Annotated in this window: 23 protein-coding genes; 17 read left to right on the plus strand and 6 right to left on the minus strand. The window is 40.6% G+C overall.

Going from position 1 to position 26,334, the window contains the following annotated elements:
* Positions 1–30 precede the first annotated feature (30 nt).
* A complete protein-coding gene (locus NE535_RS05045; RefSeq protein WP_261297579.1) occupies positions 31–2,397 on the minus strand; it encodes a phosphoketolase family protein in 2,367 nt (788 codons plus the stop codon).
* Positions 2,398–2,888: 491 nt separating this feature from the next.
* Between NE535_RS05045 and NE535_RS05050 the strand changes: the two genes are divergently transcribed.
* On the plus strand, positions 2,889–4,325 hold the full coding sequence (locus tag NE535_RS05050) for an alanine/glycine:cation symporter family protein (protein WP_261297622.1): 1,437 nt from the start codon (positions 2,889–2,891) through the stop codon (positions 4,323–4,325).
* Positions 4,326–4,449: 124 nt separating this feature from the next.
* Positions 4,450–5,226, plus strand: coding sequence for a peroxide stress protein YaaA (gene yaaA, locus NE535_RS05055; RefSeq protein WP_261297580.1), 777 nt, complete (start codon positions 4,450–4,452; stop codon positions 5,224–5,226).
* Between the two features lie 155 nt (positions 5,227–5,381).
* Here the strand turns inward: yaaA and NE535_RS05060 are convergent, their stop codons facing one another.
* Positions 5,382–6,818 (minus strand): M20/M25/M40 family metallo-hydrolase, encoded by a 1,437-nt coding sequence (locus NE535_RS05060; RefSeq protein WP_261297581.1) that lies wholly within the window; start codon positions 6,816–6,818, stop codon positions 5,382–5,384.
* Between the two features lie 134 nt (positions 6,819–6,952).
* Between NE535_RS05060 and NE535_RS05065 the strand changes: the two genes are divergently transcribed.
* The gene (locus NE535_RS05065) at positions 6,953–7,249 is read left to right on the plus strand and encodes an ArsR/SmtB family transcription factor (RefSeq protein ID WP_188841265.1); all 297 of its coding nucleotides are present in this window, start codon (positions 6,953–6,955) and stop codon (positions 7,247–7,249) included.
* A 138-nt stretch (positions 7,250–7,387) separates the two neighbouring features.
* Here NE535_RS05065 and rpsT read toward each other — a convergent pair whose 3' ends face one another.
* The gene (gene rpsT / locus NE535_RS05070) at positions 7,388–7,654 is read right to left on the minus strand and encodes a 30S ribosomal protein S20 (RefSeq protein WP_261297582.1); all 267 of its coding nucleotides are present in this window, start codon (positions 7,652–7,654) and stop codon (positions 7,388–7,390) included.
* A 258-nt stretch (positions 7,655–7,912) separates the two neighbouring features.
* Between rpsT and murJ the strand changes: the two genes are divergently transcribed.
* The 12 genes from murJ to NE535_RS05130 all read left to right on the plus strand — a co-directional run bounded on the left by murJ (position 7,913) and on the right by NE535_RS05130 (position 21,837).
* Complete coding sequence (gene murJ / locus NE535_RS05075; protein ID WP_261297583.1) at positions 7,913–9,481, plus strand: murein biosynthesis integral membrane protein MurJ; 1,569 nt, start codon at positions 7,913–7,915, stop codon at positions 9,479–9,481.
* Between the two features lie 110 nt (positions 9,482–9,591).
* Entirely contained in the window at positions 9,592–10,527 is a 936-nt protein-coding gene (gene ribF, locus NE535_RS05080; protein ID WP_261297584.1) for a bifunctional riboflavin kinase/FAD synthetase, read from the plus strand.
* A gap of 31 nt (positions 10,528–10,558) precedes the next feature.
* Entirely contained in the window at positions 10,559–13,381 is a 2,823-nt protein-coding gene (ileS, locus tag NE535_RS05085; protein WP_261297623.1) for an isoleucine--tRNA ligase, read from the plus strand.
* 12 nt (positions 13,382–13,393) lie between these two features.
* Positions 13,394–13,912, plus strand: a complete 519-nt coding sequence (gene lspA / locus NE535_RS05090) for a signal peptidase II (protein ID WP_261297585.1) — start codon at positions 13,394–13,396, stop codon at positions 13,910–13,912.
* Positions 13,909–14,352 carry an FKBP-type peptidyl-prolyl cis-trans isomerase gene (fkpB, locus tag NE535_RS05095; RefSeq protein WP_261297586.1) on the plus strand — a complete coding sequence of 148 codons (444 nt, stop codon included), beginning with the start codon at positions 13,909–13,911 and terminating at the stop codon, positions 14,350–14,352. The genes lspA and fkpB overlap by 4 nt, the downstream gene beginning before the upstream one ends.
* 39 nt (positions 14,353–14,391) lie before the next feature.
* The gene (ispH, locus tag NE535_RS05100) at positions 14,392–15,321 is read left to right on the plus strand and encodes a 4-hydroxy-3-methylbut-2-enyl diphosphate reductase (RefSeq protein WP_261297624.1); all 930 of its coding nucleotides are present in this window, start codon (positions 14,392–14,394) and stop codon (positions 15,319–15,321) included.
* A gap of 259 nt (positions 15,322–15,580) precedes the next feature.
* The gene (pilV, locus tag NE535_RS05105) at positions 15,581–16,129 is read left to right on the plus strand and encodes a type IV pilus modification protein PilV (RefSeq protein WP_261297587.1); all 549 of its coding nucleotides are present in this window, start codon (positions 15,581–15,583) and stop codon (positions 16,127–16,129) included.
* A gap of 9 nt (positions 16,130–16,138) precedes the next feature.
* Entirely contained in the window at positions 16,139–17,110 is a 972-nt protein-coding gene (locus NE535_RS05110) for a PilW family protein (RefSeq protein ID WP_261297588.1), read from the plus strand.
* 37 nt (positions 17,111–17,147) lie between these two features.
* Positions 17,148–17,579, plus strand: coding sequence for a pilus assembly PilX family protein (locus NE535_RS05115; RefSeq protein ID WP_261297625.1), 432 nt, complete (start codon positions 17,148–17,150; stop codon positions 17,577–17,579).
* 2 nt (positions 17,580–17,581) lie between these two features.
* Positions 17,582–21,136, plus strand: coding sequence for a pilus assembly protein (locus tag NE535_RS05120; protein WP_261297589.1), 3,555 nt, complete (start codon positions 17,582–17,584; stop codon positions 21,134–21,136).
* 3 nt (positions 21,137–21,139) lie between these two features.
* A complete protein-coding gene (locus NE535_RS05125; protein WP_261297590.1) occupies positions 21,140–21,529 on the plus strand; it encodes a type IV pilin protein in 390 nt (129 codons plus the stop codon).
* Positions 21,529–21,837: a TapY2 family type IVa secretion system protein gene (locus tag NE535_RS05130; RefSeq protein WP_261297591.1), complete on the plus strand. Its 309-nt coding sequence runs from the start codon at positions 21,529–21,531 to the stop codon at positions 21,835–21,837. The genes NE535_RS05125 and NE535_RS05130 overlap by 1 nt, the downstream gene beginning before the upstream one ends.
* Positions 21,838–21,870: 33 nt before the next feature.
* On the opposite strand, the gene NE535_RS05135 is transcribed toward NE535_RS05130, so the two are convergent.
* Together NE535_RS05135 and NE535_RS05140 are read right to left on the minus strand one after the other, a co-directional pair.
* Entirely contained in the window at positions 21,871–22,395 is a 525-nt protein-coding gene (locus NE535_RS05135) for a GspH/FimT family pseudopilin (RefSeq protein WP_261297592.1), read from the minus strand.
* Positions 22,396–22,688: 293 nt separating this feature from the next.
* Complete coding sequence (locus tag NE535_RS05140; RefSeq protein WP_261297593.1) at positions 22,689–23,210, minus strand: GspH/FimT family pseudopilin; 522 nt, start codon at positions 23,208–23,210, stop codon at positions 22,689–22,691.
* 236 nt (positions 23,211–23,446) lie between these two features.
* On the opposite strand from NE535_RS05140, the gene glnB reads away from it, so the two are divergent.
* The gene (glnB, locus tag NE535_RS05145; RefSeq protein ID WP_188841253.1) at positions 23,447–23,785 is read left to right on the plus strand and encodes a nitrogen regulatory protein P-II; all 339 of its coding nucleotides are present in this window, start codon (positions 23,447–23,449) and stop codon (positions 23,783–23,785) included.
* 85 nt (positions 23,786–23,870) lie between these two features.
* Positions 23,871–25,157, plus strand: a complete 1,287-nt coding sequence (locus NE535_RS05150) for an NAD(P)/FAD-dependent oxidoreductase (protein WP_261297594.1) — start codon at positions 23,871–23,873, stop codon at positions 25,155–25,157.
* A 65-nt stretch (positions 25,158–25,222) separates the two neighbouring features.
* Here the strand turns inward: NE535_RS05150 and NE535_RS05155 are convergent, their stop codons facing one another.
* Positions 25,223–26,242 (minus strand): LacI family DNA-binding transcriptional regulator, encoded by a 1,020-nt coding sequence (locus NE535_RS05155; RefSeq protein ID WP_261297595.1) that lies wholly within the window; start codon positions 26,240–26,242, stop codon positions 25,223–25,225.
* Positions 26,243–26,334 lie beyond the last annotated feature (92 nt).

The raw sequence follows: 26,334 nt of genomic DNA on the forward strand, positions 1-26,334 counted from the left end.
TATGGCGTTTAATTAATACTGAATAAATGCTTATCTTGTCCATACCCAGTTTTCAATTTCTTCAGGGTCAACACCATTTGCTTTGATGTAGTTCTTATGGTCAACCAAACGCTGAAGCATGTCTGTTGTTATGCGAACATGTTGTGTTTCGTCAATCACGCCTTGTTGGAACAACTTATAGGCCATATCTATCACTAAGTGATAACGAGAAGTCCCGTTACGTACACCCATATCGAATGGTGTGGTGGTTGAACCTTCTTCTTCATAACCTTTAATACGGAAACGGCGGTTACCTTTATAATCAAATACGAGTTTTTTGATAGTATTTGGATAACCATGGTAGTTGAATACCACGCCTTTATCTTCAGTGAAGACTTCATCCATCATCCAAGGCTTGCTTTGGAATTTAAGGCTGCCAAGGCCACTGCTGTGGAGTTCAGATACACTCACAAAACGGATGCGCACTCTAGGTAAAATCTCACGGATGAGTACGAGTGAAGCCATACATTCTTGAGTGGCATAATCACCACAACCAGCTAGTACTACATCTGGATTTTCATCCGATGCGAAATCCCACACCATGATGCCATCTTTAGCCTGCTTACGCGCTTCTTCTAATGATAACCATTGTGGTAGTGATTTTTTACCCGCTACGATAATGTTTAATTTATCTCGGTCTGCATATGCGCGTTCAGTATAAACCAGAGTGCTGTTAGCATCTGCTGGTAAATAAGCAGAGATAATGTTTGGATGTTTCTCTAACATTGCGCCCAAGAATGACGGATTCTGGTGAGAATAACCATTGTGATCCTGGCGTTCTAATAGTGAAGACAACACAACGTTACACGCAGGGATTGGCTTACGGAAGTGAATGTCTTGGCTAGCATGCACATACTTACAGTATTGGTCAGCCATTGATGACACAACTTGAGAGAAAGCCTCATACGTTGGGAACATGCCGTGACGACCGGTTACAGTGTAACCGTGAAGCATACCGAAAAGTAAGTTTTCAGATAACAACTCAATCACTCGGCCATCACGAGACATATCTTCGTCCCAGCTTTCAATAGGCCATTGCCATGCGCGATCTGTTTCTTCAAACACAGCTTGTAATTGGTTTGAATAGGTTTCATCAGGGCTAAAAATACGCAGGTTACGTTGATCGCGGTTCAGTTTGAAGGCATCACGCATCCATTGGCCCATTTTCAACATAGAGTATCCACGTTGACCGCGAGGTGTTTCAGGACCATAACCTAGTTTAGCCAGATCAGGATTGGCTAATGCGCGTACCACTTCACCACCGTAGCTTAGGCGTTGACGGCCACAACACAAATCTTTTGGTGGCACGAGTGATAAAATGTCTTTATCAAAGACCAGTTCGCCAGATTCTGTAGTTTGGACTAACTCATCAAATTTATAGCTGGCTAACCATTGATCAAGCGCCTCTAAATGGCCTTTATCGGTAGCACAGTTGTTGACAATAACTTGGTGCGATTCACAGTTACCTTCAAGTTTCTTGCCTGCGTATTCTGACGTACCAGTCCAGCCTTTTGCTGTTCTCATTAAAATGACAGGCCAGCGTGGCTTAACGACATCTTCACCTGAACGAGCTCGGCGTTGAATATCTGTGATCATGTCATAAGATAAATCCATTGCTGCTGTCATCTGTTCATAGATGTCAGTATCAAGTTCATCATCAACAATGATTGGATGGTAACCAAGGCCACGGAATTCTAAATCAAGTTCTTCATGGCTCATTCGGCCCATACGAGTTGGACCTGAAATTTTATAACCATTGATATGCACTATAGGTAATACCGCACCGTTATTAGCAGGAGACACTAATCGGTTAGCATACCAAGATGCAGCTAGTGGACCTGTTTCTGCTTCACCGTCACCGATTAAACAGGTTGCAATAAGATTGGGGTTATCAAGAACAGAGCCCCAAGCAACGGATAATGAGTAACCTAGCTCACCACCTTCTAAAATTTGTCCCGGTGCTTCAGGGTTAGCATGTGATGGGTAACCGTAAGCTGCTGAGAATTTCTTACAGATATCTTCGATACCCGTTTCTGTGAAAGGAATTGTTTCTGGGTAGAAATGGCTTAATGAACCTTCCATAAACAAGTTAGCTTGTACTGCAGGGAAACCATGTCCTGGGCCAACAAGATAAATGAATTCACGGTTATGTTTAACGATAAGACGGTTTACGTTGGCATAAACAAAGTTGATACCAGGACATGTTCCCCAGTGGCCTAATAATCTTGGCTTAATATCCGTGTGCTCAAGCTTGCGTTTGTACAATACATTTTGCTTAAGATAAATTTGTGAAGTAGCAAGAAAATTGGTAGCTCTAACATATTTTTTCAGAGCAATAATTTCATTAGCAGTTGTCATAGTGGCCTCGTACATAGTGAAATATAAAATACTTAGTCTTAATTTAAGAACACTGTATTCTTATTTTGTGGTTAATAATGTGTGATGGTTCAAACTTTTGCTAACCAGATGGGATAAAAAAACAGCAGTATTGTTTTTGAAGTGTTAACGGGTTTAATTTTGAGCAGTTTATAAGGTTGTCGATTTGTTATTCTGGCGGGGGAGGAATGTTTTTTTGCGATCAGCTTATCAAGATCAGTTTGACAGCTCGTGTTAATTTGCTCTTGTTAAAAAAATACAATTAACACTGAAATTTCAGTTTAGTTGGGCAAACTAAATTAGAGATAGTTTGTTGAATGAGTATAATGAAGCCAGTTAAATAACGGGTTATTACTCAGTTATTACATTAAATCTATAATAATCAAATAACTAAGATATTTTTATTTTGTCGTGCTTATACTTAGGTTGCACAAAATAAAGCTATCCCAAAGGAATAGACAAGCATTATGGCAATGTTAGAGACGATCGTTAATTTTTTAAATGACCTCCTATGGGGCAAATTATTAGTCTACGGACTAGTGGGTGCAGGGTTATATTTCACCATTAGACTGGGATTTATTCAGTTTAGCCAGTTTGGTCATGGTCTTAAGTTACTTTCTATAAGTCGCCGACCAGGAAAGAATGGCTTGTCATCTTTTCAAGTATTTTGTACCAGTATGGCAGCGCGTGTCGGTGCAGGTAATATGGCTGGTGTAGCATTTGCAATAGGTGTTGCAGGGCCAGGGGCTGTTTTTTGGATGTGGGCTATTGCGGTTTTAGGCATGGCCACAGCAATGATCGAATCCACACTTGCTCAAGTTTACAAAGTTAAAGATGTGGATGGACAATATCGCGGCGGCCCTTCTTATTATATGGAGAAAGGTTTAGGGCAGCGTTGGATGGGGATTTTATTCTCCATTCTACTCATTATCTGTTTTGGTCTAGTCTTTAATGCTGTTCAAGCTAATACCATTGCTGGCGCAATGACGACGGTATTTGATTTTAATCCGCTTTATGTGGGGATTGGGATCACAGCCTTTAGCGGCGTCGTTATTATGGGTGGTTTAAAGAAAGTGGCTAAGGTTTCTGAATTTATTGTACCTGTGATGGCGCTGGCTTATATCTTGATGGCATTTGTAGTTGTAATGATGAATGTAACCGAGCTGCCTAGAGTGTTTATGCTTGTTATCAATAGTGCGTTTGGTTGGCAAGAAGCGGCTGGTGGTGCCATTGCTTATAGTGTTGCGCAAGCCATGCAAGCTGGTATCGCACGTGGTTTGTTTTCAAATGAAGCCGGTATGGGCAGTGCGGCAAATATTGCCGCCAGCGCATCTCCTAATCCGAATCACCCAGCATCACAGGGTTACATTCAAATGATGGGGGTATTTTTCGATACCATCGTGATTTGTACCGCGACAGCAGCAATTATTTTATTATCAGGTGAGGCCGCAGGCTCTGGTGAAGGTATTGGTATGACAATCAATGCCCTATCTTCACATGTTGGCAGTTGGGGTGGTGGATTTATTGCAGCTGCCATTTTGCTATTTTGTTTTACTTCGATTATTGCAAACTACTCTTATGCTGAAACCAATGTGATGTTTTTATCAGGTAATAGTAAAAAGGCGTTACCCATTTTTAGATTGATTGTATTAGGCATGGTCATGTTTGGTGCTATGGCTAAAATTGGTTTGGTGTGGGATTTAGCCGACGTTTCAATGGGCTTAATGGCCTTGGTGAATATTGTCGCCATTTCATTACTATCAGGTTTAGCTATTCGAGTCATTAATGACTATCGCGAGCAAGTTAAGGCTGGCAAAGATCCCGTATTTGATACCAGTAAATTTCCGGAGTTAGCTGATCAATTAGAAGAAAAGATTTGGCCTGACGGCTCCGCAAAACATAAGTCATAGATAGTAGAAAGATATAATGCATTGAAAATGTGCGTTAGCTTAATCGAAAAAACCATGCTGATTTAGCATGGTTTTTTTATATTAGTCACGTATCATAAACCTAATTAAGAAAGAGGAGCAAACTATGCTGGTTTTAGTATCACCTGCCAAAACATTAGATTTTGAAAATCCCCCTGCGACGAAAACATTCACTCAGCCAACATTATTATCCTACAGTGAATCACTTATTAAGGTTTGTCGTGAGCTTTCGCCAGTTGATATAGCCAGCTTGATGAAGGTCAGTGATAAAATTGCAGGGTTAAATGCAGCCCGATTTGCACAGTGGCAGCCCAACTTTACTCCCGATAACGCCAAGCAAGCCATTTTTGCTTTTAGAGGTGATGTCTATACAGGCTTTGATGCGGATAGTTTATCTGAAGCACAAATTCAATCAGCACAGCAACATTTACGCATACTATCTGGTTTATATGGATTACTTAAGCCGTTAGATTTAATGCAACCATATCGCCTTGAAATGGGAACAAAGCTTGCTAATCCTCATGGAAGTAACCTATATGCTTTTTGGGGCGATACCATTACCAAAGAGGTAAATAATGCATTACTAGAACAAGGTGATGACATCATTATTAATTTAGCTTCTAATGAGTATTTTAAGTCGGTAAAAGTAAAACAACTTAATGGTCAGTTAATTACGCCAGTGTTCAAAGATTGCAAAAATGGACAATACAAAGTCATCAGCTTTTATGCCAAAAAAGCCCGTGGTTTGATGGCAAGATACTTGATAGATAAGCAACCTAAGACATTATCAGCATTACTCGAATTTGATCTTGAAGGCTATTTTTATAGTCCCGCGCAATCCACCCCGAATAGCCCTGTGTTTTTACGAGAAGAGCAAGTTTAGAGCTTGTAAGGCTTTAAAGATTGTAAGCTAAGGGATTGTTGGTCATGAGTGCAATGAAGGTTACCTATTAAACCAGACCTCAGCTTAAATAGCGCTTTATCAGTTAATGCAAAAAAGCCCTTAATAAGGGCTTTTTTATCAATATGACATTGAAATTATTTAGACGAAGCTAACGGTCTTAAATCAATTTCAGATTGCGCCATCATATAAGCAAATTGAACATAAGCAGCCACATTTTGGGCTAATGCCTTGGGATCAATTTTATCTAAGGTGTCATTAGGCGTGTGGTGGTAATCAAAGTAATCGGTACCATCTTGTTTTAATGATGCAACAGGAACGCCTAAACCCGGCATCATAGATACATCTGGGCCACCAGACGCATCGTTTGTGCCTAACGCGACGCCAAATAGCGTCATTGCAGAGACTTGATGTTGTGCCTGACTAAAGCTGCTAGGTGCGACATTGAAGTCTATTTGATAAATTGGTCCTGCGCCAAAATCAGATTCTGCCGCAATATAGTGCTTATCTAATTCATCCGCATGTTGAGCAGCGTATGCTTTACCGCCGACCAAGCCCACTTCTTCAGCAGCATATAAGACAACCCTTACAGTGCGAGCTGGCTTTTGCGGCAGATCTTGAATTAACTTTGCCGCAGCGGTCACAATTGCCACACCTGCGCCATCATCTATTGCACCTGTGCCTTCATCCCATGAGTCTAAATGTGCTCCGATTAGCACTATTTCGTCAGGCTTACTGCTGCCAGTCACTTCGGCGATGACATTATATGATGTTGCAATACCAAGGTTTTCTGAGGTCATATTTAATGACATCACAATATTAGGGTCGCGTTTAAGCATGTCGTTAATCAGTTCTGCATCAGGAATAGACATTGCCGCTGCAGGAATTTTAGGTACATCTTCTTCATATCGCATCATGCCAGTGTGTGCCATACGGTCGTGATTTGTGCCTATTGAACGAATGACAATAGCAACCGCTCCCTTTTTAGCGGCTTCAACGGCACCTTTTGAACGACCACCCACAGTCACACCATAACCATTACCATCTTTATGACGCTCAGTTTTATGGTCGATGAATACTATTTTACCTTCTATGCGACCAGGAGAGGCTAATGTAAGTTCTTCTAATGACTCAAATCGTACAATCGGAGCTTGAATTCCTTTAATTGGGGTCGCAACACTTCCACCTAGTGCGGTAATCACTAGAGGCTGATCATATGGCGCTATGATACTGGCACTTGCATGGCCGCGAGACCAAGCGGGTACTTGAACAGATTCTTTATAAACTTTATCAAATCCCATCAACCATAACTTTTCCATGGCCCAATCAACCGCCATGATATCTTTGTCTGTTCCAGCTAACCTTGGACCCACTTCTACCGTCAGTGATTCAACGATGTCATAAGCGACATTTGAATTTAAGGCTTTTTGGGCAAGTTGCTGACTAATGATTGCGTCTTGTGAATTATTTATGACCAATTCAGGTTTTTTTTGAACCGAGGAGGAGGTCGGTTGACAGCCTAATAATGCCATTGTAAATAAGGCGGTTAAGCTGACGTGCGTATAGTTTTTCATGAGTTTCCTTCAAATATTCTAACTATGTCTCACTTTTTTAAACAATCTACCAAAAAGTGTGCTTCATGTCCCGACTCTATTTTTAAGGTGACGCTATATTAGGCTAAGGTTAGATGAGGAGAGTATTTCGGGTGATGAATATAGAAAAAATGCAACAACAAGCCGATCATGCTGTTGTGTTACTGAAGGCACTAGCAAACGAACGTAGATTGTTTATTTTATGCCACCTTTTAAATGATGGTGAAATGTGCGTTGGCGATATGAATAAAAAGCTAGGTTTGAGTCAGTCTGCGTTATCACAGCACCTCGCATGGTTAAGAAAGGATGACTTAGTGTGTACACGTAAAGAAGCACAAACTGTTTATTACTCGTTAAAAAGTGATGAAGTGAAAGCGTTAATTCAAGTGCTAAATAATATGTATTGCCACTAGTTTTCAATTTTGTATTGAGCCTTAATCATTAACCTGATTAAGGCTTTTTTATTGCAACAAAAAACATAAATAAGATAGGGTTAAATTTTAGGCATAAAAAAACCGGCCTAAGCCGGTTTTTTAAATTGATTACTAAAATTAAGCAGCTAGTGCTTTGATTCTAGCATTCAAACGTGCCTTTTGACGACCAGCTTTATTCTTGTGAATAAGGCCTTTTGTCGCCATACGGTCAACGATTGGTTGTGCAACTGCGAACGCTTCTGTAGCCGCTTTGTGGTCACCGCTCTTGATAGCAGCGATAACTTTTTTAACGTATGTACGTAACATAGAGCGACGGCTTGCATTATGCTGACGACGCTTTTCAGACTGAAGCGCGCGCTTCTTTGCAGACTTGCTATTAGCCAAGGTGCAACTCCTAAAAACTGGATTTGATACTTTTAAAGGCCGAGGAATATGCCTGCTTTTTGTCGCTTTGTCAACGACAATGATTGAAATGCCATCATAAAGATAAAAATTTCAATCGAGCGTGCTTATCTTCAACCCACTCGTGTAATATGTGGCGGCAATTCTAACAGCTCTTTCGCCTATGTGACAGGGCTTGGTTAGAATATTTGTGACAAATCCCATTAAATTTTGTGGGCAGGATGTGCTTCAGGGGGCCAATTGAGTAAAAAGTTAATAAGATCAGGTGTGATTGTTAGTGCTATGACATTGATTTCACGCGTATTGGGTTTGGTGCGGGATGTTGTCATTGCAAACCTAATGGGTGCGGGAAGTAGTGCCGATGTGTTTTTTTTCGCGAATAAAATACCAAACTTTTTACGTCGACTGTTTGCAGAAGGTGCTTTTGCACAAGCTTTTGTACCTGTTTTAACTGAATACCAAGAAAAGCATACTCCAGAAGAAACAAGGGAGTTAATCGGTAAAGTTGCCGGTACCTTGGGGGGATTAGTTACATTGGTGACACTTTTTGGGGTATTAGGCTCACCTATATTAGCGGCATTGTTTGGCGGAGGCTGGTTTTTAGATTGGTTAAATGATGGCCCGAATGCCGAAAAATTTGAACTTGCATCATTAATGCTGAAAATCACCTTCCCCTATTTGTGGTTTATCACCTTTACCGCCTTAGCAGGATCAATTTTAAATACCAGAGGTCGCTTTGCTGTTTCAGCGTTTACGCCTGTTTTTCTTAATATTTCGATCATTGCATTTGCTTTATATGTCTCGCCTACCATGGAAAGCCCTGAAATTGGATTAGCATGGGGTGTTTTTGTTGGTGGCCTAGTACAATTTATATTTCAAATTCCTTTTTTAATCCAAGATCGTGCTTTAGTTAAACCTTCATGGGGGTGGCATCATCCTGGTGTGGTTAAAATTCGCACTTTAATGATCCCTGCGCTTTTCGGCGTTTCGGTTTCGCAAATCAACTTACTGTTCGATACTTTTATAGCCAGCTTTTTAATGACGGGATCGATTAGCTGGCTATATTACGCCGATCGATTGCTTGAGTTTCCGCTCGGATTATTTGGTATTGCCATCGCCACGGTGATTTTACCTGCGCTCTCAAAAAAGCATATTAATGCTGAAGGAGAAGGGTTTCGTCACACAATGGATTGGGGAGTTAAAGCTATTTTGCTTTTGGGTATGCCCGCGATGTTCGGCTTGATTTTACTCGCTCAACCAATGTTAATGGTGCTATTCATGCGTGGAGCATTTAGCATCACAGATGTTGAAATGGCTTCATACAGTCTAGTGGCTTATGGTGCCGGCCTGCTGAGCTTTATGATGATTAAGGTGTTAGCCCCAGGCTACTACTCAAGGCAGGATACTAAAACACCGGTTAAATTTGGCATAATTGCTATGGTAACCAATATGTTTTTTAACCTTATTTTTGCTATTCCTTTTGGTTATGTAGGCTTAGCGATAGCAACATCAATGTCCGCACTGCTAAATGCTGGGTTACTGTATCGAGGTCTGCATAAAGCTGGGGTGTATCAAGTCAGCCGTTCTACTTTGATTTTTACCTTTAAAATTATTGTTGCTACAGCTGTGATGTCTGGTTTGCTATTTTATTTCTCCCCAGATCAATCTCAGTGGCTGAGTTGGAATATTGGTCATCGAATGCTGATGCTTATCACCTTAATTATTGCTGGTGCAATCAGTTATTTAATGACGTTGCTTTTACTTGGCGTGAGGCCATGGAAAATTAAAAAAGCCCCTGTTTCACGATAAAGATAGAATTAAACGGGCTTAATAGAGTTAGTGGGTTTAAGTGAATAGGGCTTTGGGTATATAATCTGCCGATTTACTATCATCAAATTACTTGGGCAAGCATTGGCGTAATGGAATTAATCCGCGGTATACACAATATATTACCTTCTCATCATGGGTGCGTGCTCTCCATTGGTAACTTTGATGGTGTGCATCGTGGCCATGCTGAAGTGATAAAACGTTTGGTAGATAAAGCGCATCATTTTCAGTTACCTGCAACGATAATGACCTTTGAGCCTCAGCCACAAGAATTGTTTCGTGGCGACAAAGCGCCTGCAAGGTTAAGCTTGCTGCGTGATAAAGTCCGTTTACTTGATGAGCTAGAAGTCGACCGTTTATTGTGTATTAACTTTACACCTTCTTTTGCCAGTCAACCCGCACAAGCTTTTATTGAAGATTTACTTGTTAATAAGCTTGGGGTGAAATACCTCGTAGTTGGTGACGATTTTTGTTTTGGCAAAGGCCGTGAAGGCACCTTTGATATGTTGGTCGCTGCAGGAAAAGAATTTGGTTTTACCGTGGTGAGTACGCAAAGTTTTATTGTTGGCTCGCAACGTGTGAGTTCAACCTTAGTACGCGAGCAACTGCAGCTTGGTAACTTAGAGCAAGCAAGGCGGTTGCTGGGACACCCCTTTATCTTAAGTGGTAGAGTGGCCCACGGACAAAAAATTGGCAGAACCATAGGTTTTCCAACGGCAAATATTGCTTTAAAAAGGAAAGTTGTTCCAGTACGCGGTGTATTTGCAGTGCGTTTGTTTTGGGATGACAGTGATATATATGAGGGTGTTGCTAATATTGGTTTTAGACCAACGGTGCAAGGCCAAGTTTGCCAATTAGAAGTGCACTTATTCGATTTTGATGGTGACTTGTATGGCAAGCGAGTAGAAGTAGAATTAGTGGCAAAAATTCGTGATGAACAACCTTTTGAATCACTCGATGCACTAAAAAAACAAATTTTGAATGATGCGAATGAAGCCAAGGCTTTGTTCAGCTTTGATGCAAGCTGATGTATTCAGCTTAAACAACGGTATGGGATCAATGAGCGACTATAAACTGACTTTGAATTTGCCGGAAACTGAATTTCCGATGCGTGGTAACTTAGCTAATCGCGAGCCAGAAATGTTAAATCGCTGGACGCAAGATGGGCTGTATCAACACATTCGTGAAAATAGAACGGGTCGTAAACCGTTTATTTTGCACGATGGCCCTCCATATGCGAATGGCAGTATTCATATTGGTCACTCAGTTAATAAAATCCTAAAAGACATTATTATCAAGTCTAAAACCATGTCAGGTTTTGACGCGCCTTATATCCCTGGTTGGGATTGTCACGGTTTACCTATTGAGCTGAAAGTTGAGCAAAAAGTGGGTAAGCCTGGGCAGAAAATTTCTGCTGCAGAGTTTCGTGAAGAATGTCGTAAATATGCGGCTATTCAGGTTGAAGGTCAACGTGATGACTTCATCCGTTTAGGCGTGTTAGGTGATTGGCACAACCCATACCTGACCATGGACTTCAGCACTGAAGCGAATATTGTTCGCTCACTGGCGAAAGTGATTGACAGTGGCCACTTGCATAAAGGTGTTAAACCTGTGCACTGGTGTACCGATTGTGGTTCAGCGTTAGCTGAAGCCGAAGTTGAATACGAAGATAAAACGTCACCCGCAATCGATGTGGCTTTTGAAGCGACTGATAGCGCAGCCATTGCGGCTAAGTTCGGCGTTGAAAATTACGCTTATCCCGTTTCTATGGTCATCTGGACAACCACTCCTTGGACATTACCGGCTAACCGCGCATTGTCACTCAGTCCTGAATTAGATTACAGCTTAGTGGAATACACCAAAGAGGGTGTAACCGCAGCGGTGATTTTAGGTCGGGTGTTAGTTGAGTCATGTGTTGAACGTTTTGCATTTGATTCACATACTATTATTGGTGAAATCAAAGGTGCAGAACTTGAATTAACGCGCTTTAAACATCCTTTTTTAAGTTTTGATGTCCCCGCAATTTTAGGTGACCATGTTACCACCGACGCTGGTACGGGTATTGTTCATACAGCACCTGGTCATGGTCAAGACGACTTTGTTGTTGGTCAAAAATATGATTTAGAAGTTGCAAACCCTGTGGGTGATAATGGCGTATTTAAGCCTGATACTGAATTCTTTGCTGGTCAACATGTGTTTAAAGCCAATGATAACGTGGTAGCACTTTTAAAAGAAAAAGGCGCATTACTGAATCATGTAGCTTATCGTCATAGTTATCCGCATTGCTGGCGCCACAAAACCCCGATTATTTTCCGTGCAACGCCACAGTGGTTCATTTCGATGGATAACAAAGGCCTACGTACTCAAGCATTAGCTGAAATTGAAAAAACACAGTGGGTACCTGATTGGGGTCAAAGCCGTATCGAGAAAATGGTTGAGAACCGTCCAGACTGGTGTATTTCACGTCAACGCACATGGGGAGTGCCAATCACCTTATTTGTACACCGTGAAACCGAAGAGTTACACCCTGATAGTGTTTCGTTGATGGAGCGTATCGCGCACCGTATCGAGCAACAGGGTATTCAAGCTTGGTGGGATTTAGATGAGTCTGAACTACTTGGTGAAGAAGCTTCACAATATCGCAAAGTGACAGACACACTCGACGTGTGGTACGACTCTGGTTCAACCTTCTCATCGGTTGTAGCATCACGTCCTGAGTTCCAAGGCCATGAAGTTGATTTGTATCTTGAAGGTAGCGATCAACATCGTGGTTGGTTTATGTCATCACTGATGATTTCAACGGCTATGAATGGCAAAGCGCCATACAAGCAAGTGCTGACACATGGATTTACCGTTGATGGTAAAGGCCGCAAAATGTCTAAGTCTGTCGGTAACGTGATAGCGCCATTACAAGTTACCAACAAACTCGGTGCTGATATTCTACGTTTGTGGGTTGCCGCAACTGATTATAGCGGTGAAATGACGGTTTCAGATGAAATTCTAAACCGCAGTGCTGATGCTTATCGACGTATACGCAATACCGCGCGTTTCTTATTGGCTAACTTGAATGGCTTCAATCCAGAAACCGATATGGTAGCCCCAGAAGATATGGTGGCATTAGATCGCTGGGTTATGCGCCGTGCAGATGCGTTGCAAAATGAAATTATTGCCGCATACGATCAATATAACTTCCATCTCGTCACTCAAAAGTTAATGCAGTTCTGTTCAGTTGAACTGGGTGCATTCTACTTAGATATTATTAAAGACCGCCAATATACCGCTAAACAAGATGGTAATGCGCGTCGTAGTTGTCAGTCGGCTTTATTCCACATTGCTGAAGCTATGGTACGTTGGATCACACCAATCTTAAGCTTCACCGCGGATGAAGTGTGGCAGTTACTACCGGGTAAACGTGAAAAGTATGTGTTTACTGAAGAATGGTATCAAGGATTACAATCTGTAACGCTTGACTCTGACTTAAGCGATGAATATTGGCAGAAGCTGCTTACGGTTAGAAATGAAGTTAACAAAGTGATTGAACAAGCCCGTCGTGATAAGCGTATTGGTGGTTCATTAGAAGCTGAAGTGACGCTATTTGCTGATACCGAGCTTATGGCGCAGTTGGCTAAGTTAGATGATGAACTACGCTTTGTATTGCTAACTTCTAAAGCCGTTGTTGCACCTTTAGCCGATGCACCAGCAGATGCAGTGGTTACAGAGCTCGAAAGCCTTAAATTAGTGGTGACCAAAAGTAATGCGCAAAAGTGTGAACGTTGCTGGCATCACCGTGAAGAAGTTAGCACCATTGAAGCTCACCCAACATTGTGTCAACGCTGTGTGACCAATATTGAAGGTGAAGGCGAAAAACGCGAGTTTGCATAAGGGTATGATTTTATGAGTACTGCTCCATTAAATTGGAAGGACAGTGGCTTGCGTTGGTATTGGGTAGCTGTATTTGTGTTTATTGCAGATCAGCTATCTAAACAATGGGTGCTGAATACGTTTGAATTATATGACTCAATTCAGTTGTTGCCATTTTTTAATTTTACTTATGTACGCAATTACGGTGCAGCCTTTAGCTTTCTAAGTGATGCAGGTGGTTGGCAGAGATGGTTTTTTGCTGTAGTAGCCATAGGATTTAGTACAATACTGACTATATGGTTAAGAAAGCAATCACATCAAATGCTGCGTACAAACCTTGCATACACCTTAGTCATAGGTGGCGCATTAGGTAATCTAGTTGATCGTTTAATGCATGGTTTTGTTGTCGATTTTATCGATTTCTACTGGAACACCAGCCATTACCCTGCATTTAATATTGCCGACTCAGCTATTTTTATTGGTGCAGTACTGATTATTTGGGAAGCATTTAAACCTGATGTAGTAAATGCTGAACAGGAGCAACCAAAGTGACCGATTTAAATAAGCCAGATATTCACGCGATTGTTTGTCATATGAATATCATTCTTGAAGATGGCTCTACTGCTGATAGCACTAAAGCATCTGGCAAACCTGCACGATTAAATATCGGTGATCAAAGTTTAAGTCCTGCTTTGGAAGCACAGATTATTAATTTAACTGCTGGTGATAAGCATACTTTTACCCTAGAGGCTAAAGATGCTTTTGGTGAGTCGAATCCAGATGCGATTCACCATATGGATCGGAGTCGTTTTCCGGCGGACATGAAATTAGAGCCTGGTGTCATTGTCAGTTTTGCAGGCCCCGGTGGCAGTGAAATTCCTGGTATCGTGCGTGAAACATTGGGTGATTCAATCACTGTAGACTTAAATCATCCTTTAGCTGGGCGTAAAGTCACTTTTGAATTGGACGTTGTCAAAGTCATCACGGAGTAAACATTAGCAATGTTAAAAGTTGATCCTACCTCTGCCAAATTGAATATTTTATTAGCGAATCCTCGAGGTTTTTGTGCGGGGGTTGATCGGGCTATTAGTATCGTTGAGCGCGCATTAGAGCTATTTGAACCGCCGATTTATGTTCGTCATGAAGTGGTGCACAATCGTTATGTGGTGCAAAACTTAAAAGATCGCGGTGCCATTTTTGTTGAAGAGCTGCATCAAGTACCTGACAATTCAATTGTTATTTTTAGTGCTCACGGTGTTTCACAAGCAGTAAGAAAAGAGGCTAAAACTCGTGGCTTAAAAGTATTTGATGCGACGTGCCCATTAGTGACTAAAGTGCATCTACAAGTGACCCGAGCTAGCCGCAAAGGTATTGAGTGCATTTTGATTGGTCATGAAGGCCATCCTGAAGTTGAAGGCACAATGGGGCAATATGATAATGATGACGGCGGGGTTTATTTAATTGAATCGCCAGAAGATGTTAATGCCCTAACGGTAAAAAATCCTGATAATTTATGCTTTGTTACTCAAACAACATTATCTGTTGATGACACACTAGATATTATTGCTGCATTACAAGCACGCTTCCCTTCTATTGAAGGTCCGCGTAAAGATGATATTTGTTATGCGACTCAAAACCGTCAAGATGCGGTAAGACAACTTTCTGAACAAGTTGATTTACTCATTGTTGTAGGCTCTAAAAACAGCTCAAATTCAAATAGATTACGTGAACTAGCTGAAAAAACTGGAACCCAGGCTTATTTAGTAGATACTGCCGCTGATGTTGAACCTTCATGGTTTGAAGGCGTCACCAAAGTCGCTGTTACTGCTGGAGCTTCGGCCCCAGAAGTGTTAGTTCAGCAGGTTGTAAATGCGATTGCTGAACATGCGCCTAGCGTGATCACTGAGGTGGAAGGGCGCAAAGAAGATATCGTTTTTGCAGTGCCTGCCGAGTTAAGGTAGCGTAAGCGCTTTTTCTCAGTCATACTGTATTAAATAAACCCGTAGCTTTTTAGTTACGGGTTTTTTTGTGCTTAAATTTTAATCGGAGTATAGTTGTTAGTTATAGTCGCTTTACGCAAACGTAAACAGATTAAACTAGATTGTTACCAACTTGTAAGTTAGAATTATTTGTCTACACATACGGTATAAGTTATAGATTTTTAAGCTTAAAACGATATTTTTGAGGTCAAAATTATGGCGATTGTCGAAGGCTTGACACATGCAAGCTAAAGTCAAAGGATTTTCTCTCATTGAGGTGATGGTCTCACTGGTTATTCTAGTGATAGGCCTAATTGGCATTTTCAATCTACACATTGTCGCCAAAAGAGGTAGCTTTGAATCCTTCCAGCAAACTCAAGCTTCTTATTATGCCAATGATATTGTTAATCGCATGCGCATGAATCGTCCTGAGATAGTCAATTATGCTGGTACTTACACAGGAGCGTCTGCTGCACCAAGTAAAGCTTGTGATGTTGCTATTGGTGGAAATAGTATTTGCAGTCGCATTGAAACCCGTTTATGGGATCTATACCAATGGCAACAACTGTTTCTTGGCGACAATGAAAAAGTCGCCGGAGACCGTGTTGGTGGATTAGATTCAGCGACGGCATGTATAAATGTTAGCGGAATGAATGTGACTGTTGTATTAACATGGCGAGGAATTAGCGCTTCTTCCGATGGACTAAGTGATGCCAGTAGCTTTGCTAAAGGCTGCGGTACTTCAAGTGATAGACGACGCGCACTCATTATAAATACGGCCATCATGTAAGGTAAAATGATGACAAAATTGTTTAAATATCAAGTAGGATTATCACTTGTAGAACTAATGGTCGCAATGGTGATCAGTTTGTTTTTAACAGCTGGCCTTTTCGCGATGTTCAGTATGTCATCAACTAATGTCACTACAACTAGTCATTTTAATCAATTACAAGAAAATGGCCGTATTGCATTAGCCATAATGGAAAGAGATTTAAGTCAGCTAGGGTTTACAGGGGATATTACAGGTACTGATTTTGTGGTTGGGGTTAATACCACTATTTCGGCAACAGCTGTGCCAAATGATTGTGTTGGTGCTGGTGCTAATAATGCTAGCTTTCCAAATAATCAACCTTCGCACTTTAGACGGCTTTGGGGATATGAAGCGGGCGTTAGTGGTGAAAGCTTTACCTGTATAACACCTAAAAACGGTACAGATGTTATTCAGGTAAAACGTTTAATCGGACCGTCAGTTTTAGCCGCTAACATGAATAATACTCGCTATTATGCTGCTTCGACTTCAAGCCAGATTGAGATTTTCAATGGCAGTGCTGTTCCGCCTGCATTATCTAATAGTCGTATCTGGGAATACCAACATCACATTTATTATATTGAGAGAGATGGCGATATCCCAGTGTTAAAACGCAGAACACTCTCAATTGGTAATGGCATGAAAAATGATGAACAGCTAGTTGAAGGTATTGAAAATATGCGAATACTCTATGGTTTTGATAACAATGGAGATGATACTGCTGATAGTTATATGCCTGTGCAAAATGTCACACCTTTGATGTGGGATAATGAGTTATTTCAACGATTAGTGTCATTAAGACTGTTTCTGCTTGTTCGTACAGCTGACAAAGACAATAGCTATAATAATGATGTTACCTACAAATTGGGCGATAAAACCATAGGACCGCTGAATGATCATTATCGAAGGAAAGTGGTATCAACGACAGTTGTGTTAGAAAATCCTGTATTAATAAGAAATTAGTATCAATGATACTAAGGTGATAAAAATGAAAATTTCAATACAAAAACAGCAAGGGATAGTGTTGTTTTTTTCACTGATAATTTTGGTGATTATGACAGTGATTGGTGTTGCTTTAGCTGTTAATGCTACTCAATCTTTACGCATGGCTGGTGCAGGCTCAGAAAGAGTTGAAGCGATGATGTCGGCACAAGGGGCTCAAGATAAAGTTATTGTAGCAAATCAAGGAACTACAATGGCAAATATGGCTGCGGTGACTGTAGCTAATGATGCCGCACTAGGGGTAACAAATACCATGACTCCAATGACAAATGGGGACGTAAGTTGTCAGCGTAGTACTAAAGCCAATTCAGCTAATTTAATCAGTTGTCGACGTGTTGAAATATCAAGTGCAGCAGCATTTGGCCGTAGTCAATTAGGGCGAGTTACCGTGGTATCCGGTATCGAGCAAGAAGTGTTAACTGGGAGCTAATCATGTTTAGATATTTACTAATATCAGCCCTTTTCGCCGTTGTGGGATTTTCGGCTTCTAGTTTCGCTGATGATACAGAATTATATGTATTCGAATCGACAGCCCGAACGGGTTCTAGGCCGCAAGTACTGATTATTTTTGATAATTCAGGTTCAATGAGAACTATCGAAAATAGTGCTGAAGCTGGTTATGACCCATCTGTCACCTACCCAGCCGTTGGCAGTGATAATTCATTGCAAGAAAGAATGGTCTATTTTACAAAAGGCGGCATTGATAATACCTCGCTTCCCGTCCCAGACAGTCCTTCAGAAAGTCGTCGCTTTTTAGGCGATATTAATGGTTGTGAAACATCATGGGAATATTTAAATGACTATGGCGTATTTACCGGATTCTTTCGTGAGTATTCGTTTTCTGGTCAAAATGGTACTTGGAAAGAAGTGCCTGACAACAATGGTGCTAACATTGAGGTCATAGATTGCTTTGATGATATAGATAATAAAAAGTGGCGTAATGCGAAAGATCAACCGAGTGGTTTTCCCATAGACAGTGCGGGTACAAAAAAGACTCCTCAAAGGTATACCGAAGTAGGCAGTGGTTCGAGTCAAAGTGAAATTGATGCGGCATTAGTTAAAGCCAAACAAACGGGTTTTGGTACCGGACAAGCAATCACCTTATATTCAGATAATTATTTACGTTGGTACCATGGTCCAAAAGTGATCGAACCCAAAAGCCGTATCGATATCGCTAAAGAAGTGATTAAAAACACTATTGTTACCACGCCTAGTGTCGATTTTGGCTTAGCCATTTTTAATATTAATGCTTTTGATGAAGGTGATGCTGACGGTGGTCGAATTATTTCAGGCATTAAAACCATGTCAGAAGCCAATAAAATTACTTTATTGAATACAATTACAGATTTAAACCCACAAACTAATACTCCTCTATGTGAAACGCTTTATGAGTCTTATCGCTATTTCTCCGGCAAGTCGGTAACTTTTGGTGATAAAGACAAAAAACCGTCTGGTTACAGTTATACCCCAAATAAACCGCCAAGAGATACCACAATCGAGAGTGGCTCCAACTACAAATCACCCTTTAAAGAATGTCAAAACAGAGCCTATGTGGTTTATATAACCGATGGTGTGCCAACGTTAGATAATAATGCCGACAGCATGATTAAAGCATTACCTAGAGTGGATACGGTTGGATTTAAGAATATAAAACCAGCGTTTACCAGTTTTTTACCTAATTTAGCTGGCTGGATGAACAATAATGATGTGAATCCTGATTTAGCGGAAGATCAAAATGTCAGTACCTTTACTATTGGTTTTAGTGATGGCGCTGATGATGCGGCTCTGTTATTGACTAAAACGGCTGAATTAGGTGGTGGGCAATATTTTGCAGCCAAGAGTGCTACTGAATTAAGCTCAGCATTGCAGAAAGTGTTCACTAAAATTTTAGAGGTGAATGCCAGTTTTACATCACCTTCAATTGCCAGTAACAACTTTGATAGAACTCAAACATTCGATTCAGTCTACTATGCCATGTTTGTACCCAACCAAGGTCCACGGTGGATGGGCAACATGAAAAAGTTCAAAGTGACAGGTAGTGGCGATATTGTTGATAAAACAGGATCCAATGCCATTGGTGCTGATGGGAATCTAAAGTCATCAGCCTGTTCATTCTGGACACCAAGCAGCGTGTGCCAAGCTTCAAGTGATGGTGGTGACGGTAACGATGTAACAATTGGTGGAGTTGCTCATATGCTGAGCAATACTAGTACTCGAACCTTATACGGTAATTTTGCAAGCGGTGGTGGTCTGACAGCGTTTTCAAAGAATAACGCGTCAATATATGCCGGTGGAGACACACAACTTGCGTCATATATGGGCGTCGATACTAGCCAGTTAGAAAGTTACTTTACTTGGGCGACAGGTAAGGATGTTGACTCTGATACTGGTGGACCTACGACTATGCGTAAAGATGTAATGGGAGACCCTTTACATTCAAAACCGTTAGCGATCAATTTTGGTACAAAATCAACTCCAGACTTACGTGTCCTCGTTGGGACTAATGCTGGATTTTTACATATGTTTAAAGATGCTGGTGATAGCGTGACAGAGTCATGGGCCTTTATGCCCTATGAGTTATTACCAAATATTCGAGAGCTTCGCGCTAATGTCCCTAGCGGCGTACATTCAGTATACGGGCTCGATAGTTCCCCCGTTGCACATGTTAAGACCGGGGCGTCGGGCATTGAAAAAGCTTGGTTGTTTATGGGGATGCGACGTGGCGGTAAATCTTACTATGCATTAGATATTACCGTTCCTGACGCGCCCAAATTTATGTGGAGAAAAAGTGCAGATGATCTTGGTATGTCTGAAATGGGCCAGACTTGGTCTGAGCCTGTAGTCACTTATATCCCAAATTGGCCAGTAGGTTCTACCAATAAAGATAATGCGAAGCCTGTGATTATTGTTGGTGCAGGTTATGCTCCTGCAACAAAAGATGGTGCTGAGGTCGGTACTGATGATAGCAATGGGCGTGGCGTGTATATTCTTGATGCTGAAACTGGAAACTTATTACACTCATTCCAACCATCATCAGGCACAGCTGTCACGGCCTTGCCTGGAATTGTTGACAGTATTCCCAATAGCGTCGCTATACTAGATAGTAATGGTGATAAGTTAACCGACAGAATTTATGCAACCGATACAGGGGCGAATGTTTGGCGTATTGATCTGCCAAGTGACAAAACATCTGAATGGTCAGCTTTTAAGTTTGCCAGCTTAGGCGGTAACTCTAAAGCGACAGACCGTCGATTTTTCGCTGAGGCTGCAGTTGCACAAACTGTGTTCACTAATATTTCTGAAGTTCAAGTGACTGATGGTAGCGGCACGAAAACGATTAAAACATATCAGAATGTGCCTTATGATGCTGTCGTTATTGGGTCTGGAAATCGACCACATCCTTCCGATAAGAACCGTTCGGATATGTTTTTTACTCTTCAGGATCGTAATGTTGCTAGCAAGTCATTCGCATCTTCTAGTGGAAATACAATTCCAGAAGTACTGACTATCGATAAGTTGTACGACATCACGTCTTCACCGCCTAAAACTGAGGCCGAAAACTTAGTTTTTGGCACTAAACGAGGTTGGTACTATCGCTTTACTGATACGGGTGAAAAGTCTCTAGCAGCAGCATCAATTGTACAAGGAAGGGTTTTCTTTACGTCCTATGTACCTGGAGATTTATCATCATCAAATCAATGTTTGGTTTCTGGTAAAGGACGTCTTTATGGTTTTGACTTACACAAAGGCACCTACTCTTATGCTGAAAAATATTATGAAATGGGTGAAAGAGTACCCGATACTCCTCAATTGGTTATCCCACCTAACGGTGAAGGTGACAGTTACATGTATTTAATTGGGATTGGTGCAGCAGGTGATGAAATGAAAAAAATTCAGCCTGTTGAAGATGGATGTCCTCCTGGTGATAATAAATGTATTGGCGGTGGGCTAGGCGTAAATAAAATTTATTATCATATAGACGAGTAGTGAATGAAAAATAATAACGGTTTTACCTTAATTGAAATAATGATTACAGTTGTTATTGTTGGTATTTTAGCATCAATTGCTTATCCAAGTTATATTGATTTCGTTACTAAGGGAGCAAGGGCAGATGGATTAGCTGGCCTCATGAATGTTGCCAACAAGCAAGAACAGTATTATTTAGATCATAAAAGTTACACTACCGATATGACTAAGTTAGGGTTCAGTGCTGATCCTTGGGTTGTGGATAATACTTTTTATGAAGTTGATGCTACCGTCGCAGGGGGGATTTTCACTGCTACCGCTAAGGCGAAAGGCGCTCAGGCAACACGAGACAGCGCCTGTTTAACTATTTCATTGGATGCTGCGGGCGTAAAATCACCTAAGGAGTGTTGGTAATGAACTTAATGAAAACCAAAGTAATGTTAATTATATTGCTTGGAATATTCGTTTCTGCTGCGAATGTTCAGGCTGATGAAATGGTAGATTATAAATGTTACATCGAAACAACTAACGGCTTTGACATTACATTTTATAAATGGAAAACGTCTACAACTCAACTGATGCAAGCAAAGTTGCCGGCAACCAAATATAAAGATGCAAACTCTAAAGATGTTTATATTAAAGATGTTGTCGAATGTGCCATATTAGATGAAAAATTTAAATCTAAAAGCGCAAAAGATTTGGATAGTAAAACAGTTCGATAATGTCATAAATCATAACAGTAAACTGTAACTTACTTAGTTACAGTTTACTGCGGTTTCTATAGCTGAAATTCTTCCTGATACACCAATGATAATACCCCGAGAGTCAGGATTATTCTTGTCACCTGCACAGTATACTAAAGTGCCTCCACTCGCTAAATGTACTAACCCATCGGCATTAAAGGTATAACGAGATTGAGTTGATTTGATAAAATCCTTATTGTTGACCGCATCTACTGTTCTTAATACAGTATCCTGTATGCCGTTGGTATTGTCTAAAGTACCTAAAGTGCCATTATCTATAAACACACTAAATCCATTAGTCCAGTCAGCATCACAGCTCGATCCATTAAATGGGCACACAGAAACACGGCTCCCATAACTCACTGCTTGGCTACGAGCAAATAGCATAGTTGATTCTATATTGCTGATAGCACTTCTGGCTCGGTTTCCTTCATACATAGAGACCAAAGAAGGGACACCTACTGTCAATAATATCCCCGCAACTACTACAGTGACCATTAACTCAACTAGTGTGAACCCTTTAAATTGAATTTTCATTTTTATTATCCTTGGGCATATTAATTTTAGTATAACCAAGTGACAGTATAAATTCAGCGATTTATTTGTTTCATTCAAGCAAACTTATCCTGTATTCGCAATACTGTTAAAGAGCGTTGTGTCTAAGTGGAAGACAAACAATGTAAAATTTATTTTCATGTTAAACTTTTATCTCTTTTAAGAGGCGCTTCATTAATATTTGGTAATTACAAAGCAAATATAAAATCATAATTATTAATAGTTTAGCTAATGTATCTTGCTGATAAGTAAGTGTACTTAATCGTGATAGAAGATTAAGGCTTGCAGGCGATATTCTTCTTAGTCGATAACCTCACTCGCCCAGCTTGGTTAATGATAAGTGCTTTAGAATAAGGACTATCAAAAGTTTCTGGACAATAAGTGAATGTGCCATTTGTGCCAGATGCTAGACCATCAGGCTGAAACCGAAGAGCTGGTCGATTATATTGAATAATATCCAGACGATGAAAAGGACCCACTTCTCTTAAAATAACATCTTGTGCATCTAATTGATTTGTTGGCATAGCATCTGAAAAAATAGAAAAACCAGCCTGCCAGTTGTTACTACACTTTCCTTGCACTAGAGGACAGACAGTCACTCTTGTGCCATAGCTGATGGCCATGTTTCTAGCGAATTGCATCGAGTGTTGAATGGTTCTTATATTGCTATCCACTCTTGATTGCAGCTGAATAGCATTAAAAGATGGGAATGCTACTACAGAGAGCAAGCTAGTAATGGTTATGGTGGTCATCAGCTCAACCAAATTAAACCCAGTATTACGGTGAAGTAAGTGCATAGTTGATTCATCCTTGATAACAATAAAGCCGCATCCCGCAGCAGTTGGTTAAATTATAGTCGATGATTAGGTTTTTAACTGAAAATACGGTTTTAAAATAAGTTCAAAATGCTGCAGAAAAATAAGTTGCTTTCAAGTAAGATATCGAACAGTTGCATTTTGTTACGATAAACTTTAAAAGTTACATCATCTTAGGCAAGTTAATTCGCCTGTTTAGCCCTTTTAGGAGTGATTAAATGAAAAAAGTAGAAGCCATTATTAAGCCATTTAAGTTAGATGATGTGCGTGAATCACTCGCAGAGATTGGTATTACTGGCATGACAGTATCTGAAGTAAAGGGATTTGGTCGCCAAAAAGGTCATACAGAACTTTATCGCGGTGCTGAATATATGGTTGATTTTCTACCTAAAGTGAAAATTGAGTTAGTGATCCAAGATGATCTTTTAGAGCAAGCTATCGATGTTATTGTCGATACCGCACGAACAGGAAAAATAGGTGACGGCAAAATATTTGTGACTGAAGTTGAGCGCGTAATACGGATACGTACCGGTGAGGAAAACGAAGAAGCGGTATGACCTAAGGCCTTTATGGCCTTTTTTATTAGCTTAATTTTGTTAAAACGTTGTCTGTTTAAGTTATGTAATTCATAGGATTGTTGTCATGGCTCAAAAGATTGTCATTGTTGGTGGTGGCGCTGCAGGTTTAGCGTTAGCGTCTCGACTCGGACGCAAGTTTGGACTCAGTAAACAAATGGATGTTTGTTTAATTGATAAAAACACCATTCATATTTGGAAACCTAAACTGCATGAAGTGGCTGTCGGCGTCATTGATCAGTCGATTGAAGGTTTACAATATCGAGATCATGGTTTAAAAAATGGCTATCAATATGTGCGCGGCTGTATTGAGCAATGTGATCCACAAACTAAGTCTATTCAACTCGCTGCTGTTATCAACGATGAAAATGAAGTCATCATTCCACAAAGAAAAATAGAATATGATTATTTAGTGCTTGCTTTGGGTGGCGTTTCTAATAGTTTTAACACCTTAGGGGCAGAACAGAATTGCATCTTTTTAGACAGTTTGAATAGCGCTAACCGTTTTCATGACAAACTGTTAGATGCCTTGTTGCAATTAAATGAAACACAAGACAAATTGAGTATTGGCATTGTCGGTGCTGGCGCAACCGGCGTTGAGCTGGCTGCTGAGTTGCATCATGTAATCGAGTCGGTTGCTGAATATGGCTATAGTCATATTTCAAAACAACATTTAGAAATACACCTTATCGAAGCCGCAGAAAAAGTATTGCCTCAGTTACCTGAACAGGTGAGTTTACGCGCACAGGCAGTGTTATCAAAATTAGGTATTAAATTACATTTAGCCGTTCAAGTAAAAGAAGTTACAAAACATGGGTTTATAACCTCTAGCGGTGAAACGATTAATGCTAATATTAAAGTTTGGGCTGCCGGAGTGAAAGGCCCTAAGGTGTTAGAGAGTTTTTCTGCATTACCTATCACGCCTCGTAATCAAATTGATGTTGATCAATATATGCAAGTGAAGGGCATCGACAATATTTATGCGCTTGGTGATTGTGCTCAACTGATCCAAGATAATGGCAAGCCTGTGCCGCCAAGAGCGCAAGCAGCTGCGCAGATGGCTGAAACATTATTTAAAAACATATGTTTAAAAATGAAGCATCAACCTGAAAAACCTTTTATTTATAAAGATTATGGTTCATTAGTTTCTTTAAGCCGTTTTTCTGCAGTAGGGAATCTAATGGGGAACTTACGTACTGGAACCTTTTTTGTTGAAGGCCATCTTGCTCGTATTATGTATATTTCTTTGTATCAACGTCACCTTATTAGTCTTTATGGTTGGATGTCTGCGTTCGTTTACCGTCTTGCACAAAAATTGCTTCGTTGGAAAAGACCAAAACTGAAATTGCATTAATAATGGCAAATACTGAAAAGAAAAAACGTCTCTATATGGAGACGTTTTTTATGAAGTACAGAGTATTAATTGATATGAGGTGATGCAGATGAATCACGTATAACCGGATTAGGTGTAAAGATTTTGAATTTTTCACCACCTTGATCTTTATGTTTATTGATCAACAGTTGCGTTGCTATCTGTGCAATTTCAACATTGGGTTGGTGAACAGTGGTTAATTTTGGCCATGTTTGGCGCGAGAATGGGCTATCTTCGAATCCCACAATCGATAAATCTTTCGGAATATCAAGCCCCGCTAAACGGGCTGCAAACAATGCTCCCGCTGCAATTTCATCGTTACAAGCCACAATGGCCGAGGGGCGGTTTTTCATCGCGATCAGCTTATTTGCACCTTCTACACCCGATTCAAATGAATATTTTCCATCAAGAACCCAGTTTTCATTAACTGTTAACTGGTTACTTTCAATAGCCTTTCTAAATCCAAGTAAACGCTCTTTTGTCGATTCATGTTGATGGTCACCACTTAAAAAACCGATATGCTGGTGGCCAAGACTGATTAAGTGCTGAGTGATTTCAACTGCGCCATGCTTATCGTTTACCAATACCGTTAGCCCTTTATGTTCGTCAGTGTTTTCACCGGCGATGATCCTAACGTAATTGGCGTTTATCTTATCTAAGGCCGCCAATATATTTGGGTCTTCAGACATAGGTGGCGTCAGCACTAACCCAGCAAGTCTTGAATGCTTCACCATAGAAGTAAGCTCATCGCAGATGGATTCAGATTTCGCATTGCAAGGATGAATCAATAGCTCAAACCCGCGATCATTACACGCCGATAAAATGCCATTTTGCATATCAATCACATAATAGGCATTTGGGTTATCGTAAATAAAACCAATAACATAAGAGCTAGTGCTGGCAAGATTTCGTGCTGCAAGGTTGGGCTGGTAATTCAGCGCTGCTATGGCTTGATTCACTTTATCAATTGTTGCTTGTTTCACTGAGGGTTCTTTATTGGTGACCCTAGATACTGTTTTTATCGACACGCCGGCATATTTGGCAACGTCATTTATGGTTACTTTCATGTAAAAGTTAGCTCTTCTTCAGGCGAAACCCACTAAATTGATCCCCCGTAATCGATCGCTTTCATGGGTTATTTATCGGGTAATAGTGCGAG

Origin of the sequence: Shewanella holmiensis (genome assembly GCF_025370255.1) — a bacterium.
GTDB lineage: Bacteria > Pseudomonadota > Gammaproteobacteria > Enterobacterales > Shewanellaceae > Shewanella > Shewanella holmiensis.